At 63.6% G+C, this 15,102-nt stretch carries 15 protein-coding genes; 13 read left to right on the top strand and 2 right to left on the bottom strand.

Annotation, left to right across the window (positions count from 1 at the left end; translation table 11 throughout):
• Positions 1-19 precede the first annotated feature (19 nt).
• Complete coding sequence (locus U741_RS0116510; RefSeq protein ID WP_029891551.1) at positions 20-565, bottom strand: hypothetical protein; 546 nt, start codon at positions 563-565, stop codon at positions 20-22.
• Positions 566-746: 181 nt separating this feature from the next.
• Here U741_RS0116510 and U741_RS0116505 point away from each other — a divergent pair, with 181 nt between their 5' ends.
• The 13 genes from U741_RS0116505 to ispF all read left to right on the top strand — a co-directional run bounded on the left by U741_RS0116505 (position 747) and on the right by ispF (position 14,535).
• Positions 747-2,525 (top strand): ABC transporter substrate-binding protein, encoded by a 1,779-nt coding sequence (locus U741_RS0116505; protein ID WP_084154967.1) that lies wholly within the window; start codon positions 747-749, stop codon positions 2,523-2,525.
• Between the two features lie 3 nt (positions 2,526-2,528).
• A complete protein-coding gene (locus U741_RS0116500; RefSeq protein ID WP_029891549.1) occupies positions 2,529-3,482 on the top strand; it encodes an ABC transporter permease in 954 nt (317 codons plus the stop codon).
• The gene (locus U741_RS0116495; protein WP_052378923.1) at positions 3,479-4,342 is read left to right on the top strand and encodes an ABC transporter permease; all 864 of its coding nucleotides are present in this window, start codon (positions 3,479-3,481) and stop codon (positions 4,340-4,342) included. The genes U741_RS0116500 and U741_RS0116495 overlap by 4 nt, the downstream gene beginning before the upstream one ends.
• On the top strand, positions 4,339-5,334 hold the full coding sequence (locus U741_RS0116490) for an ABC transporter ATP-binding protein (RefSeq protein ID WP_043110319.1): 996 nt from the start codon (positions 4,339-4,341) through the stop codon (positions 5,332-5,334). The genes U741_RS0116495 and U741_RS0116490 overlap by 4 nt, the downstream gene beginning before the upstream one ends.
• Before the next feature lie 94 nt (positions 5,335-5,428).
• Positions 5,429-6,382, top strand: a complete 954-nt coding sequence (locus tag U741_RS0116485; protein WP_029891546.1) for an ABC transporter ATP-binding protein — start codon at positions 5,429-5,431, stop codon at positions 6,380-6,382.
• Positions 6,383-6,593: 211 nt separating this feature from the next.
• Positions 6,594-8,219 carry a 3-(methylthio)propionyl-CoA ligase gene (locus tag U741_RS0116480; protein ID WP_029891545.1) on the top strand — a complete coding sequence of 542 codons (1,626 nt, stop codon included), beginning with the start codon at positions 6,594-6,596 and terminating at the stop codon, positions 8,217-8,219.
• 23 nt (positions 8,220-8,242) lie between these two features.
• On the top strand, positions 8,243-8,935 hold the full coding sequence (locus U741_RS0116475) for an SET domain-containing protein (RefSeq protein ID WP_029891544.1): 693 nt from the start codon (positions 8,243-8,245) through the stop codon (positions 8,933-8,935).
• A 140-nt stretch (positions 8,936-9,075) separates the two neighbouring features.
• Entirely contained in the window at positions 9,076-10,746 is a 1,671-nt protein-coding gene (gene pyrG, locus U741_RS0116470) for a CTP synthase (protein WP_029891543.1), read from the top strand.
• On the top strand, positions 10,743-11,588 hold the full coding sequence (gene kdsA / locus U741_RS0116465) for a 3-deoxy-8-phosphooctulonate synthase (RefSeq protein WP_029891542.1): 846 nt from the start codon (positions 10,743-10,745) through the stop codon (positions 11,586-11,588). The genes pyrG and kdsA overlap by 4 nt, the downstream gene beginning before the upstream one ends.
• A gap of 129 nt (positions 11,589-11,717) precedes the next feature.
• On the top strand, positions 11,718-13,031 hold the full coding sequence (eno, locus tag U741_RS0116460) for a phosphopyruvate hydratase (protein WP_029891541.1): 1,314 nt from the start codon (positions 11,718-11,720) through the stop codon (positions 13,029-13,031).
• A 12-nt stretch (positions 13,032-13,043) separates the two neighbouring features.
• Positions 13,044-13,337 (top strand): septum formation initiator family protein, encoded by a 294-nt coding sequence (locus U741_RS0116455; protein WP_029891540.1) that lies wholly within the window; start codon positions 13,044-13,046, stop codon positions 13,335-13,337.
• On the top strand, positions 13,334-14,041 hold the full coding sequence (gene ispD, locus U741_RS0116450) for a 2-C-methyl-D-erythritol 4-phosphate cytidylyltransferase (protein ID WP_029891539.1): 708 nt from the start codon (positions 13,334-13,336) through the stop codon (positions 14,039-14,041). Before U741_RS0116455 ends, ispD begins: the two co-directional genes overlap by 4 nt.
• Positions 14,038-14,535 carry a 2-C-methyl-D-erythritol 2,4-cyclodiphosphate synthase gene (gene ispF / locus U741_RS0116445; RefSeq protein ID WP_029891538.1) on the top strand — a complete coding sequence of 166 codons (498 nt, stop codon included), beginning with the start codon at positions 14,038-14,040 and terminating at the stop codon, positions 14,533-14,535. The genes ispD and ispF overlap by 4 nt, the downstream gene beginning before the upstream one ends.
• Here ispF and U741_RS0116440 read toward each other — a convergent pair.
• Complete coding sequence (locus U741_RS0116440) at positions 14,532-15,068, bottom strand: Smr/MutS family protein (protein WP_029891537.1); 537 nt, start codon at positions 15,066-15,068, stop codon at positions 14,532-14,534. The genes ispF and U741_RS0116440 overlap by 4 nt on opposite strands.
• Positions 15,069-15,102: the final 34 nt, after the last annotated feature.

Genomic DNA, 15,102 nt, shown 5'->3' with positions numbered 1-15,102 from the left:
CACCGCTAGTCAGTCTGGCTTACAGGCAGTTGTTGTCGTCGTCAGCCGAGGTGCCCGCATTGAAGCGCACGCAACCGCATTCCACGTTGCCATCTTCCAGCGTGCGGATCACGGATGCCTGATATTCCACGCCATTTTCGAGCGGGTTTTCGTTGACCAGCGCGACTTCGGTGGGGAAGCCGCCGCCCAGGCTCGGGCTAGCGCCGTGCATCAATGGCGAGTCGACGTTATTGGGTAGCGTTTCGGGGTTCTCGGGGTTGGGCAGAGAACTGCGGCTGTAGGCCAGTTCACACATGGGGTCTGGCTCATTTGGCGGTACACAGGCCGTGGGGTTGGCGGCAATGAACTCGAGGTTTTCGGTCCGGGCCACGGTCAGGCTGCTCACTGCGCCATCGGTCCACGAATACATGGGCGACAGCTCGCCGGTAACCTGCATCGGGATCACAGCACTGCAGGTGGCGCCACCACCACCACCACCACCGGCATTTTTTGAGTCACTGTCGCATGCGGCAATGGCCAAGGCGGCCATCGGCGTGACGATGGCGATCAGATAAGTGCGTTTCATAGAGTGCTTCCCTTTTTTGTCTGTACGACTGCACGGTAACCAGCTCGCGAAACGCCGAATACCCCCTGATTCGGGGGTTTGGCGGCACGTTTTCTGAACTGGGTTGAGGTCGCCGCGACGCGGTTGGCACCATCCCTGCTACCTTTCCGTCACCGATGTTCCGAGCTTGAGCGAGGCCCGCATGAAGCTGCGCCCTGTAGTGGTCGTGACCGTGTCGTTTCTGCTGGCAGCCGTTGCCGCCTGTTCGCGTCCGGATGCGGGCAATGACGTCAAGCGCTACCGACATTCCGATGACGGTGTACCGACCAACATTGATCCGCTGCAGGCGGCCACCGTGTATTCCAACCAGATCGTGGTCAGCGTTTACGACACGCTGTATCGCTACAAATATCTTGCCCGGCCCTACGAGCTGGTTCCCAATCTTGCGGCGGCAATGCCGGAGATCAGCGAAGACGGTTTGACCTACACCATCGCCCTGAAACCGGGGGTGCGTTTTATCGACGATGACGCGTTCCCGGACGGAAAGGGCCGCGCAGTCACTGCCCATGACGTGGTGTACTCGCTCAAGCGCCACTTCGACCCCGAGCAGGTTTCCCAGGGGCGCTGGCTGTGGGACCGCAAGATCGAGGGGCTCAATGCCTGGATGGATGCCGGTGCCGACCCTGACGCGGCCGTGCCGGGCTTGCTGGCGGTCGATGACCTGACGGTACAGGTGCGACTGGTCAAGCCGTTTCCGCAGTTCGTCAACACGCTGGCGCAGGGCTTTTCGGCGGTGGTGCCGCACGAGGCGGTCACCGCCTACGGCGAGGGCCTGGGTACGCGCGCCGTCGGCTCGGGCCCTTGGAAGCTCGAGCGTTATTCGCGCGAGCAGGTGCGACTGGTGCGCAACCCGGATTTCCGCAAAGAGCCGCTGGATCTGGCCTATGAGGGCTATGAGGCTGCGCTGCACGGACACCTGGGCATCAACCACCTGGATGGCAAGCCCTCGCCGTTTGTCGACGAACTGTGGATCGACTTCATCCAGGAATCGGCAGCCCGCTGGGCGTCGTTTACCTCGGGGCGCGAAATTCAGATGTCCGGCCTGCCGGTCGAGCAGACCGACATCGTGCTGGCCTCGAAAGACCCGGTCACGCTCAAGCCCGAATTTGCCGAGCGCTATCACCTCGACACCGGGCCTGAAGCCGGGTTGGTGTTTTCGGTCTTCAATATGGCCGACCCGGAGATCGGCATCGTCGATGACCCGCAGCGCAACGCCATGAACCGCGAGCTGCGCTGTGCGATGCGCGATGCCTTCGACTGGGCGCAGCGCAATGAGCGCTTTTACTCGGGATTGGGCGAGGTGTTTCCGGGGGTGATCCCCCCGTTGCTCGCCGAGTTTGACGCCAGCCTGTCGCGTGACTCAGTCACCCACAATCCGGAGCGCGCGCGCGCGCGGCTCGCCGAGGCCGGCTGGACCGCCGATAACCTGCCGACGCTGGACTATGGCCTGGTGGCCTCGGTGCTGGGCCGCGAAATGGCCGAGGAATTCACCGGATACATGTCCGCTGTCGGCATTCCGCCGGAGAAGATCAACGTCGAGAGCTATGCCACCTTTGGCGACTACAACCGCGCGCTGCGCACCTCTGAGCTGCAGATCATGGGCTACGGCTGGGGGCTGGATTACCCGGATGCCGAGAACGTGCTGCAACTGTTTTACGGCCCCAATGCCGCACCGGGCAGCAACGCCTCGAACTACCGCAATCCCGAGTACGACGCGCTCTACGAGCAATCGGCGGTGATGCTGCCCAGTCAAAAGCGCAGCGAGATCTACCAGCAGATGAATCAGATGCTGATCGACGATTGCGTCGGCATCCTGTCGTTGTCACGCCAGCGTGTGGCGCTGTGGCACAAGGAGGTGCTCGGCCTGCCCGACCGGCAGATTCTGGGCGGATTCTGGCTTCGCTTCGTCGACGTGAAGTAGCCGATGGGCACACTGTGGTACTTGCTTCGACGCTTGGCGACCGGTATTCCGCTGATCCTGGGGGTGACCTTCATCAGCTTTCTGCTGATGGTCTACTTCGGGCCCGATCTGAGCTTCGAGTTGGTCGGCAAAAACCCGACGCCAGAGCATATCGCCGCTGCGCGGGCGCAGCTCGGTTACGACCAGCCGCTGATGCTGCGATATCTCGATTATCTACGCGAGATGGTGACGTTCGACTTTGGTCGCTCGATTTCCACCGGCCAACCCGTGGGCGAGCTGCTGGCCGACGCGGTGCCGGTGTCGCTGGCGCTGACGTTGCCGGGCTTTGTCATCGGCAACCTGCTCGGCATCGCACTGGCCCTGGCGGCGGCGTGGCATCGCGGCCGCTGGGTCGACCGCAGCATCATGGCGTTTTCGGTGATTGGCATGAGCATCAGCTTCCTGATCATCATCATCGTCTTCCAACTGCTGTTCTCGTCGCGTTACGGGCTCAATTTTTTCCCGGTACGCGGCTGGGACATGTCCAGCCTTGGCGCCTACCTTTACTACGTGACGGTGCCCACACTGGCCATCGTCTTTGTCAGCCTCGGCTACAACACGCGCTTTTACCGCGCGGTATTTGTCGAGGAGATGGGCCGAGATCACGTGCGAACGGCGCGCGCCTTTGGGGCGGGCTCGGGGGTGATTCTGTGGAAGTACGTGCTGAAGAACAGCCTGATTCCCATCATCACCCGGGTGATGTTTTCGATTCCGTCCATCGTGATTGCCGGGAGCCTGTTGATCGAGAGCTACTTCGGCATTCCCGGCGCCGGCAAGCTGGCCTATGACGCGGTCACCACCGGGGATCAACCGGTCCTCAAGGCGGTTGTGGGGCTGACGGCGCTGCTGTTCGTGGTCGTGCTGATCATCAACGACCTGTTGTATCGCGCCGTCGATCCGCGGGTGTCGCTGTCATGAGCGGCGTTCGTCCGCAGGGCTTGTGGTCGCGCGCCGGGCAGCGCTTTCTGCGCGACCGTGCCGGGCTGCTCGCGACCGCCGTCGTGCTGGTTTATCTGCTCGTCGCGCTGTCGGTGTGGCTGGGCCTCGCCGGCCAGGACTGGGGCGTGCTGGGCGCGCAGAGTTTTGCGCCGGTCTCGGGCGAGCACTGGTTTGGCACTACGCGCAACGGGCAGGACATCTTCGCCCGCGCGATTTATTCGACCCGTACCGCGTTCGAGATTGGCCTGGTGGTCGCGGTGTCGTCGGTGGTGCTGGGCGCGGTCTTCGGCGCGCTGTCGGGGTTTTTCGCCGGGTCGTGGCTCGATGAAACCATCCTCTGGCTCAAGGGCGTACTCGACGCAATCCCCTTTTTCCTGTTCGTGGTGGCGGTGGCCTACGCCATGCAGGGCCATCCGTTGGCCATGCACATCGCGATGATCACCACGTTCTGGACCACCACCGGCCGCTACGTACGCGGCGAGGTGATCAAGCTCAAGTCCATGGATTTTGTGGAAGCCGCACGCGCGGTGGGCGTGCCGCAGGTCGCCATCATCTTTCGTCACATCCTGCCCAACACCAGCCACATTCTGCTGGTGCAGGGCACCCTGGTGTTCGTCACCGCCATCAAGGCCGAGGTGATTCTGTCGTTCCTTGGACTGGGTGTGCAGGACGGGGTCAGTTGGGGGCTGATGATTTCGCAGTCCACCAACGAAGTGACGGCGGGGTTTTTCAACAACTTTATCGCCGCATCGCTGGCGATGTTCGTGCTGGTGATGGCCTTCAATTTCTTCTCCGATGCCCTTCAGGACGCACTGGACCCGCGCAAGGTGCAGGCATGAGCACGCCGCTGCTGGCCATCGACAACCTCGACCTGCGCTTTGCCAGTGATCGCGGTGAGTTGCACGCGCTGCACGGCGTCAGCCTGACGGTGAACGAGGGCGAGATTGTCGGACTGGTGGGGGAGTCCGGCTGCGGCAAAAGCATCACGGCGGCGGCGGTACTGGGCCTGCTGCCGATGCCCCCGGCGCGCATCGCGGGCGGGCGCATCGTCTACAAAGAACGCGACCTGCTGACGCTGAGTGATCGCGAAATGCGGCGCATCCGTGGCCCCGAGATCGCGATGATTTTTCAGGAGCCGATGACCGCGCTCAACCCGGTGTTCACCGTCGGCAGTCAGATGGCCGACGTGCTCTGCCGCCACCAGGACCTCAGCCGCCGTGCCGCGCGCGTCGCAGCCATCGACTGGCTGAATCGGGTGGGGATTGCCGATGCCGCTGGCCGCATCGACGCCTATCCGCATCAACTTTCGGGCGGCATGCGCCAGCGGGTGATGATTGCCATGGCGCTGTCGTGCCGCCCACGATTGTTGATTGCCGACGAGCCCACCACCGCGCTGGACGTGACCATCCAGGCGCAGGTGCTGGACCTGATGCGCACCCTGGTCCGCGAAGAAGGCGTGGCGATGCTGTTGATCACCCATGACATGGGCGTGGTCGCCGAAATCTGCGACCGCGTGCACGTCATGTACTGCGGGCGGGTGATTGAACAGGCCACGACACTCGAACTGTTCGCCGCGCCCCGGCACCCCTACACGCGCGGCTTGCTGAACTGCCTGCCGCGGATTGACGGCGTGACCGAGGGCGGACGGCTGGCGACCATTCCCGGCACCGTGCCCGAGCTGTCGAACCTGCCGCCCGGCTGCGCGTTTGCGCCGCGCTGCCCCAGGGCGCAGGCCGATTGCGAAACCGCGTCGCCAGCGCTGCGTGTGATGAGTGGCGCGCATGAGGCGGCGTGTTTGCATCCCGAATCGGCTGGAGCCGGGGGCCCATGACAATGTGCAAGCCAAGGTGGGCAGGTCGGCATTCATGCCGACGGCCGAGCGTGCGTGTCGGGTTGAAACCCGACCTACAGGGCAGGTGTGCGTCGTGAGCCTGCTCCGAGTTCAAGGCTTGAAGAAATACTTCGGCGGCAGCGGCTGGCCGTTGCGCAAGCCGCCGCTGAAGGCGGTGGATGGCGTCGATCTGGACCTGGCACGCGGCCAGACTCTGGCGCTGGTGGGCGAGTCGGGCTGCGGCAAGTCCACCCTGGCGCGCGCCATTCTCCGCTTGCACGAACCCACGGCGGGCGAGGTGTGGCTGGACGGCACGCCGGTCACCGGGATCGGCCGCGCGGCGCTGCGCGCGCGGCGGCGCGAGATGCAGATCATTTTTCAGGACCCCTACGCCTCGCTCAACCCGCGGCGCAGCATCGGCCAGACGCTGGACGAACCGCTGAGCGTGCACCGCTGGGGCGACCACATCACGCGCCAGGCGCGGGTCAACGAACTGCTGGACGTGGTCGGCCTGCGCCCGGCCATGGCCAATCGGTACCCGCATGAGTTCTCCGGCGGTCAGCGACAACGTATCGGCATTGCCCGGGCCTTGGCGCTGTCGCCCAAGCTGATCGTCGCCGACGAGGCGGTGTCGGCGCTGGATGTTTCGGTGCAGGCACAGATTCTCAATTTGTTGGACGACGTCGGTGCGCAGTTTGGCGTCAGCTACCTGTTCATTTCGCACGATCTGGCGGTGGTGCGGCATATCGCCGACCGGGTGGCGGTGATGTATCTGGGGCGCATTGTCGAAGAGGCTGAGACGGCCGCGCTGTTCGCCGCGCCCCAACATCCGTACACGCAGGCGCTGCTGTCGGCGGTGCCGGTGCCCGACCCAACGCGGCGCCACGGCCGCATCGTGCTGCCCGGCGACATGCCGTCACCCAGTGCGCCACCGCCGGGTTGCCCGTTTCATCCGCGTTGCCCGGTGGCCGTTGCGCGCTGTTCGGTCGAGGTGCCAGCGCTGCGTGAGCTGGCCGGGGGCGCCAGGGTGGCGTGTCATCTTGCGTGAGGCGTGAGGTGAGAAAAAGCGTTCAACGCAGAGGCACAGAGGACAAAGAGAGGACGCAGAGAAAAGGCAGGCGTGAACGCCGCGAGCACGGGACGGGCGCTGATGCTGGCGCAGGGTGGGTGTTCCTACCCATTCGTGGCTTGAGTGATGGGCCGAGTATCGGCGACCATCCGCAGCCAACCGTTCAATAAAACTCCAAGGAGAGTCATTCATGCTGGGTCAGATGATGGATATGCCGCTGTCGATTTCGATTCTGCTGGTGCACGCCGACCGCTTTCATGGCGACACCGAGATTGTCTCGCGCCGTGTTGAAGGCGACATTCATCGCTACACCTATCGCGACGCGCATCGCCGCAGCCGTCAAGCTGCGAGTGCACTGGAGACGATGAACATTGCTCGTGGCGGGCGGGTCGCCACGCTGGCATGGAATGGTTACCGGCACTTCGAGCTGTACTACGGCATTTCCGGCTCGGGCCGGGTGATGCACACCATCAACCCGCGCCTGCACCCCGAACAGATCGCCTGGATTGCCAACGACGCCGAAGACGAGGCGCTGTTCTTTGACCTGACGTTTGCCCCGCTGATCGACGCGGTGGCAGCGCATTGCCCCAAGATCAAGCACTGGATCGCGCTCTGCGATGAAGACAAGCTGCCGGCGTTGAAAACCGTCAAACCCATCGCGTATGAAACCTGGTTGGCCGGCGGCAGCGCCGATTACGCGTGGCCGGTGCTGGATGAGAATGCCGCCGCCTGCCTGTGCTACACCTCGGGGACCACCGGCAACCCCAAGGGCGTGCTGTATTCGCACCGCTCCACCGTGCTGCACGCGCTGGGCTCGATCATGCCCGACGTGATGGGCCTGAAGGCCAGCGACGTGGTGCTGCCGGTGGTGCCCATGTTCCACGTCAACGCCTGGGGTTTGGCGTATTCCTGCCCCATCGTCGGTGCCAAGCTGGTGCTCCCCGGCCCGGCGCTGGACGGCAAGAGCCTGATCGAGTTGTTCGAAGGCGAAAAGGTCACCTTCACCGCCGGCGTGCCTACCATCTGGCTGGGGTTGCTGCAGGAGCTGCAGAAAACCGGACAGAAGCTGAGCACCATCAATCGCATGGTGGTGGGCGGTTCGGCCTGCCCACCCGCGCTGATGAAAGCCTTCAAGGACGACTACGGCATCCACATTCACCACGCCTGGGGCATGACCGAAATGTCGCCGCTGGGCACCTTCAACGCGCTCAAGGGAAAGCACCTGAGCCTGAGCGAGGAGGAGCAGTTCAAGATTCACGTCAAGGCCGGTCGTCCGGTGTTCGGCGTCGACATCAAGATTGTCGACGACGCGGGCAAGGAATTGCCGTGGGACGGCAAGGCCTTTGGTGACTTGCTGGTGCAGGGCCCGTGGATTGTCGACAAGTACTACCGGCGCGACGAGTCGCCCTTGGTCAATGGCTGGTTTCCCACCGGCGATGTCGCCACCATCGACCCCGACGGCTACATCCAGATCACCGACCGCTCCAAGGACGTGATCAAGTCGGGCGGCGAGTGGATCAGCTCCATCGAGCTGGAGAACATCGCCGTCAGCCACCCGGCCGTGGCCGAGGCCGGGGTGATTGGCGTGTTTCACCCCAAGTGGGATGAGCGGCCGTTGCTGGTCGTGGTGCTCAAGGAAGGCAAAACGGCCACGCCGGAAGAATTGCTGGCCCACTACGACGGCAAGATCGCCAAGTGGATGCTGCCCGACGACGTGCAGTTCGTCGACGAGTTGCCCCACACCGCCACCGGCAAGATCAGCAAGCTCAAGCTGCGCGAGCAGTTCACCGAGTACAAGCTGCCCACCGCAGGTTGAGCCGGGCAACAACTGAGGCGTCCATGTCGGCCGTTGGTCTGCTGCATGCCCTGAAGGTCGATGTCGTCGATTGGCGGGGCGAAAAACAGTTGGTGGCCAATGTTGACCTGCGTGCCGGCGAACTGATTGTCGGTGAGCGGCCGGTCGCGTTCGCCGAAACCCGTCCCGGCGAAGAGGCGGTCGCGCCCTGGATACTGCTCGAGACCATTCTCTCGTCAGAGCCCATGGGCGCTGCCGTTGCCGCTGCCGATCTGAAACTGACGAAGTGGCCGCTGGCGCCGGAAGATGAGGCCACGCTTGATCACCTTGGGCGCAAATACAAGCGCAATCCGAAGAAGTTGGCCCAGCTTTATCACCGGGTGGCGGCGAACAACATTCACTATCGTCATGCCGGTGTGATGGGCTTCGGGATCTGGCCGGTGTTGAGCCGGTCGAACCACTCCTGCGACCCAAACGCCCGTCTGTGTGCGTCATCGCAACAGCCGCTGGTGGAGCTGTTGCTGGCCACGCGATTGATCGGGGCCGGCGACGCGGTGAGCTGGAATTATTTTTCCGATGCCGCCTTTCTGGAGCTGGGCTGGCTTGAGCGCAACCGCCGGCTGTATCGCGACTTCCAGTTTCTGTGTCGCTGTTCGCGCTGTGAGGCAGAGCGGCCCGAGGGGGCTGGTGGGCTCTCCAATGCCGACATCGCGGTGTTTTTGAAGGAGGGGAAGTGAGCCGCCGCTGCGACCATTCCGGCGCCGGACCGGCGTGCAGGGTGACGGGCGGATTTTAGGCGGGCGCTGCCTGAAGCCGGCGCGGCGTTCCGGTGCATGTCGCATGGTAAAATCACGAAACCCTGACGTCTCCCCCGCCCATGCCCGACGCGCCGCAGCAAACCCGTTTCATCTTCGTGACCGGGGGCGTTGTGTCCTCGCTGGGTAAGGGCATTGCTGCGGCCAGCCTTGCCGCCATCCTCGAATCGCGCGGCCTGCGCGTGCACATGATGAAGCTCGACCCGTATATCAACGTCGACGCGGGCACTATGAGTCCGTTTCAGCACGGTGAGGTCTACGTCACCGAAGACGGCGCCGAAACCGACCTTGACCTGGGGCACTACGAGCGCTACCTGCGTGGCAAGACCAGCCGGTTCTCGAACGTCACCACCGGCCAGATTTATCGCAACGTGCTCGACAAGGAACGGCGCGGAGACTACTTGGGCCGCACCGTCCAGGTGATTCCGCATATCACCGACGAGATTCTCGCCGCCATTCGCCGTTGTGCCGAAGGCGCCGGCATCTGCATGGTCGAAATCGGCGGCACGGTCGGTGACATCGAGTCGTTGCCGTTTCTTGAGGCCATCCGTCAGATGGGCGTCGAAATCGGCCGCGCCAATGCGCTGTACATGCACCTCACGCTGGTTCCGTTCGTGAAGGCCTCGGGCGAGCTCAAGACCAAGCCCACCCAGCATTCGGTCAAGGAATTGCGCGGCATCGGGATCCAGCCCGACGTGCTGCTCTGCCGCTCCGAGCGCAACCTGCCGGATGAAGAGCGCCGCAAGATCGGGCTGTTCACCAATGTCACGCAAAAAGCGGTGATCTCGGCCATCGACCTTGATGACATTTACAAGATCCCCGACTGGCTCAATCAGCAGGGGCTCGATGATCTGGTGATTGAGCACTTTGGCATCGACTGTCGCCGTGCCGACCTGAGCAGTTGGCAGCGGGTGGTCGACGCCCGCGGTGAACAGGACACCGAAGTCCAGCTCGCCATGGTCGGCAAATACATTGACCTGGCCGACGCCTACAAGAGCCTCAACGAGTCGCTGATTCACGCCGGCCTGCACACCAAAACGCGGGTCAAGGTGCGCTACATCGAGTCCGAATCGCTGGAGACCCAGGGCTTGCGTCCGCTGCAAGGCATGGACGCGATTCTAGTGCCGGGTGGCTTCGGTGAACGTGGCATCGAGGGCAAGATTCTCGCGGCGCGCTATGCCCGCGAGAACAACATTCCTTACCTGGGCATCTGCCTCGGCATGCAGGTCGCAGTGATCGAATATGCGCGCAATGTTTGCCATCTGGAGGGCGCGCATTCCACCGAGTTCAACCCCGCCACGCCGCATCCGGTGATTGGCTTGATCACCGAATGGCGCGACCGCGACGGCACCGTGCAGCAGCGCACCGACCGCGCCGACAAGGGCGGAACCATGCGCTTGGGCTCGCAGAGCTGCCGACTGAAGGCCGGCTCCAAAAGCCGCGCGTTGTACAACGCCGAGGTGATTGCCGAGCGCCATCGCCACCGCTATGAATTCAACAATTTCTACAAGGCGACATTGTCCGAAGGTGGCCTGGACCTGGTCGCCGAGTCGGCCGAAAACGAGCTGGTCGAGATGATCGAAATTCCGACGCATCCGTTCTTCATCGCCTGCCAGTTTCACCCCGAGTTCACCTCGACGCCGCGCGATGGCCATCCGCTGTTTGAAGGCTTTGTGCGTGCCGCGCGTGAACATCATCTGGCGCAGCAGCGCCCTGGCGAGGTGGCAGCATGAACTTTCTGGGTCGTCCCGCCGGGCTGGACGCGCCCCTGTTCTTGATTGCTGGCCCCGACACCCTGGAGTCCCTGGACCTGGCTCTGGAGGTGGCGGGTCACATCAAACCCATCGCCGAGCGGCTGGGTATCACCTATATTTTCAAGGGCAGCTTCGACAAGGCCAACCGTAGCAGCCACATCAGCTATCGCGGCCCCGGCCTCGACGATGGCCTGAAGATTATGCAGGCGGTCAAGGACCAGATTGGTGTGCCGGTGCTCACCGACGTGCACGAAGACACGCCGGTCGCGCCGATCGCCGAGGTGATCGACGTCGTCCAGACCCCGGCCTTCCTGTGCCGCCAGACCAACTTCATGCAAAAGTGGGCGCAGTGTGGCCGGCCGATCAACGTCAAGAAGGGCCAGTTCATGAGCCCCTGGGAAATGGGCAACGTCATCGCCAAGATGCGCGCCGTCGCCCCCGATGGGCAGTTCTTCTTGTGCGAACGCGGCTTCACCTTCGGCTACAACAATCTGGTCGCCGACATGCGCGGTCTGGCGCTGATGCGTGAATATGCCCCGGTGGTGTTCGATGCCACCCACACCGTGCAACTGCCCGGCGGGCAGGGCAACGCCAGCGGCGGCATGCGGGCGATGATTCCGGTGCTGGCCCGCGCGGCGGTCGGCGCGGGCATCAGCGGTATCTTCATGGAAACCCACCCGACGCCCGACAGTGCGCTGTGCGACGGCCCCAACTCGCTCCCCTTGTCCGAGATCGAAGGCCTGCTGGAAACCCTGGTGGCCATGGACCGCCTGGTAAAGCAGCACGGCTTCCTCGAAAACCGATTGAGCGATGGACGCTAAAGAGTACTTACACTGACAAAGGTTTAAAGCGTTCCTCTGCGTCCTCTCTTTGCTGTTCTTTGCGCCTCTGCGTTGAATGCTTTTGTTTTGTGCTTTTGATGTATTGATCATTTTTATTTTTGAGAACCCATGTCCCAAATCGTCGACATCTCCGCCCTCGAAATCATCGACTCGCGCGGCAACCCCACGGTTGAAGCCGAAGTGCTGCTGGATTCAGGCGCGCGTGGCCGCGCGGCGTCGCCCAGCGGCGCCTCGACCGGCAAGCGCGAAGCGGTGGAACTGCGTGACGGTGCATCCAAGGCCGTCAAGGGCAAAAAAGCCGAGCCAGGCCGTTATCTCGGCAAGGGCGTGCTTAAGGCGGTGGCCAACATCGAAGGTGAAATTGCCGACCGCGTGCTGGGCATGGACGCGCAAGACCAGGCCAAGCTCGACGCCGCGATGATTGAACTCGATGGCACCGAGAACAAGTCGCGCCTCGGCGCCAACGCGCTGCTGGCGGTGAGCCTCGCCGCCGCCAAGGCCGCCGCCGACGAAAACCTGATGCCGCTGTATCGTCATCTGGGCGGCATTTCCAGCGTGACCCTGCCGGTGCCGATGATGAACGTCATCAACGGCGGCGCGCATGCTGACAACAACGTCGACATCCAGGAATTCATGATTCTGCCGGTAGGCGCGGCCAGCTTCTCAGAAGCGCTGCGCTGCGGCGCCGAGATTTTCCACACGCTCAAGAAGGTATTGCACGCGCGCGGCCTGAACACGGCGGTGGGCGATGAAGGCGGCTTCGCACCCAATCTGGAGTCCAACGCCGCGGCGCTGGACTGCCTGTTGCAAGCCATCGACCAGGCCGGTTTCAAGGCCGGCAGGGATGTCTACCTGGGCCTCGACGTGGCCAGCTCGGAGTTCTACAAGAACGGCAAATACCACCTCAGCGGCGAAGGCAAGACATTCAGCGCCAAGCAGTTTGTGGCTTACCTGGAAGGGCTGTGCAGCCAGTACCCCATCATCTCGATTGAAGACGGCTGCGCCGAAGACGACTGGGCGGGCTGGAAGCTGCTCAGCGACGCGCTCGGCAAAAAGGTGCAGTTGGTGGGCGATGATCTGTTCGTCACCAACACCAAGATACTGGCCGAAGGCATTGCCAAGGGCATCGCCAATTCCATTCTCATCAAGCCGAATCAGATCGGCACGCTCACCGAGACTTTGCAGGCCATCCAGATGGCCAGCGATGCGGGCTACGCCAGCGTGGTCAGCCATCGCTCCGGCGAAACCGAAGACGCCACCATTGCCGACATCGCCGTCGGCACCACCGCCACGCAGATCAAGACCGGCTCGCTATGCCGCTCCGATCGCATGGCCAAGTACAACCAACTCCTGCGCATCGAGAAGCAGCTCGGCCGCCAGGCCCGCTATCCCGGTGCCGGGGCGTTTCCCGTCGGCCTGTAAGACCCGCACCCCATGCGCCACCCACGCCGCCTCGTCACGGTCGTCCTCGCGCTGATGCTGGTGGCATTGCAGTGGCGGCTGTGGGTGGCCGAGGGGGGTATCAGCCATACCTTGGCCTTGCAGACACAGGTCAAGGTCGTGGCCTCGGAGTTGGAGCAGTTGAGCCTGCGTAACGCGCAACTTGCCGCCGAAGTCCAAGACCTCGACACCGGCAGCCAGGCCATTGAAGGTCGGGCGCGCAACGCACTGGGCATGATCGCCAATGGCGAGACGTTTTATCTGGTGGTAGCCCCCGGCGCCGAATGAGCGCCGCCCCGCCGGTCTGGGCCGTGATTGTCGCGGCAGGTCGAGGCACCCGCTTCGGTGCCGGGCGGCCGAAGGTGCACCAACGACTGCTGCACAACACCGTGCTCGGCTGGAGCTGTGAGGCGTTTGTCGGTCATCCGCGTATCGATGCAGTGGTGCTGGTCCATGCCGCGGACGATCCGCAGATTGTCTCGATCTCCTGTCACGGTCATCCGAAGCTGACGTTGACCCTCGGCGGTGATGATCGGGCCTCATCGGTGCGCGCCGGGCTTGCCGCCGCGCGCGCGGCGGGTGCCCGTGACGACACGCTGATGCTGGTGCATGACGGCGCCCGCCCCTGCGTCAGTCCTGCGGAGATTGACGCGGTCATCGAAGCCGCCGTGGCCGCAGGAGATGATGGTGCGTTGCTGGCCCTGCCGGTCACCGACACCCTCAAGCGTCACCACTGGAAGCAAGTGCAACAGACCATGCCGCGGGATGAACTGGCGCGCGCGCTCACGCCGCAGGCCTTCCGCCTGGGACTGTTGGATGCTGCACTGGCCGCAGTCGATGGTGCCGCCGTGACTGACGAATCCAGCGCCATGGAACAGGCCGGTTATCAGCCCCGACTGGTCTGGGGGCAGGCGGCCAACCTCAAGATCACCTATGCCGAAGACTTGGCCCTGGCCGCTTTTTGGCTGCAGCAGCGGAGTAAGTCTGCATGAACAGCCTGCTCGATTTGCGCATTGGTCACGGCTTTGACCTGCACCGGCTGGAAGCCGGCGAGGGGGTCACCTTGGGCGGCGTGTTCATCCCCTGTGCCTACCGCGTCATTGCCCATTCCGATGGCGATGCCGCCATTCACGCCCTCTGCGACGCGCTGCTCGGCGCCATCGGTCGCGGCGACATCGGCGAATGGTTCCCCGACGACAATCCCAGCTTCGCTGGCGCGGACTCCCGCGAACTGCTGAAAACCATCATGCAGGCCGTCACCGATGCCGGATACGCCGTGGTCAACGTCGATCTGACGGTGATCGCCCAGACCCCCAAACTCGCGCCGCATAAAACCGCCATGGTGGCCGGGCTGGCGCCGCTGCTGGGCGTGTCAACCGACCGAGTCAACCTCAAGGCGACCACGCATGAGGGCGTTGATGCCATTGGCCGCAAGGAGGCGCTGAGTGCACACGCGGTGGTCTTGTTGGCACCCTTCAGGCCCTAAGTTCGCCCCCTCAGCAACACATAAACCGCCCCGGTGCCGCCGTCGTTCGGCGGCGCAGAGCAAAAGGCGACCACGTCTTTGCGACGTCGCAACCAGCTGTCGAGGTGGGCCTTGAGTACCGGGCCGGAGTTGGGGGAGCCGTTGCCTTTGCCGTGGACGATGCGCACGCAGCGCCGCATGCGGTCGTGGCACTCGGCGAGGAAATCGATCACGGCCAGGCGCGCTTGATGGCGGTTGTAGCCGTGCAGATCCAGATTGCCGTCGATGCGATAGTGACCCCGGCGCAGCCGGCGCAGCACACCCTCCTGCACGCCCTGCGCCCGGTAGCTGAGGGTGTCGCCGTGTTCGAGTTCTTCAATGTCGACCGGGCCGCTGAGCAACTCCAGCATTACCGCACGTTCGTCGGCTTCGGTGCTGCGGGCCACCGGCGCGGGCGGTACGCGTTTGACCGTGACCCGCTGGCGTGAGCGGTGCAGGCGCACGTCGCCCATGGCGGCGAGAAAAGCCAGTCGGTCTTCGTCGGAGGTGGACATGTGATGAAGGGCCAAACGGAGTTGTCGCGCTCCA

This window comes from Polycyclovorans algicola TG408 (assembly GCF_000711245.1).
In the GTDB taxonomy this organism is placed as follows: Bacteria; Pseudomonadota; Gammaproteobacteria; order Nevskiales; family Nevskiaceae; genus Polycyclovorans; species Polycyclovorans algicola.
This window is presented reverse-complemented; position numbering and strand designations above follow the sequence as displayed.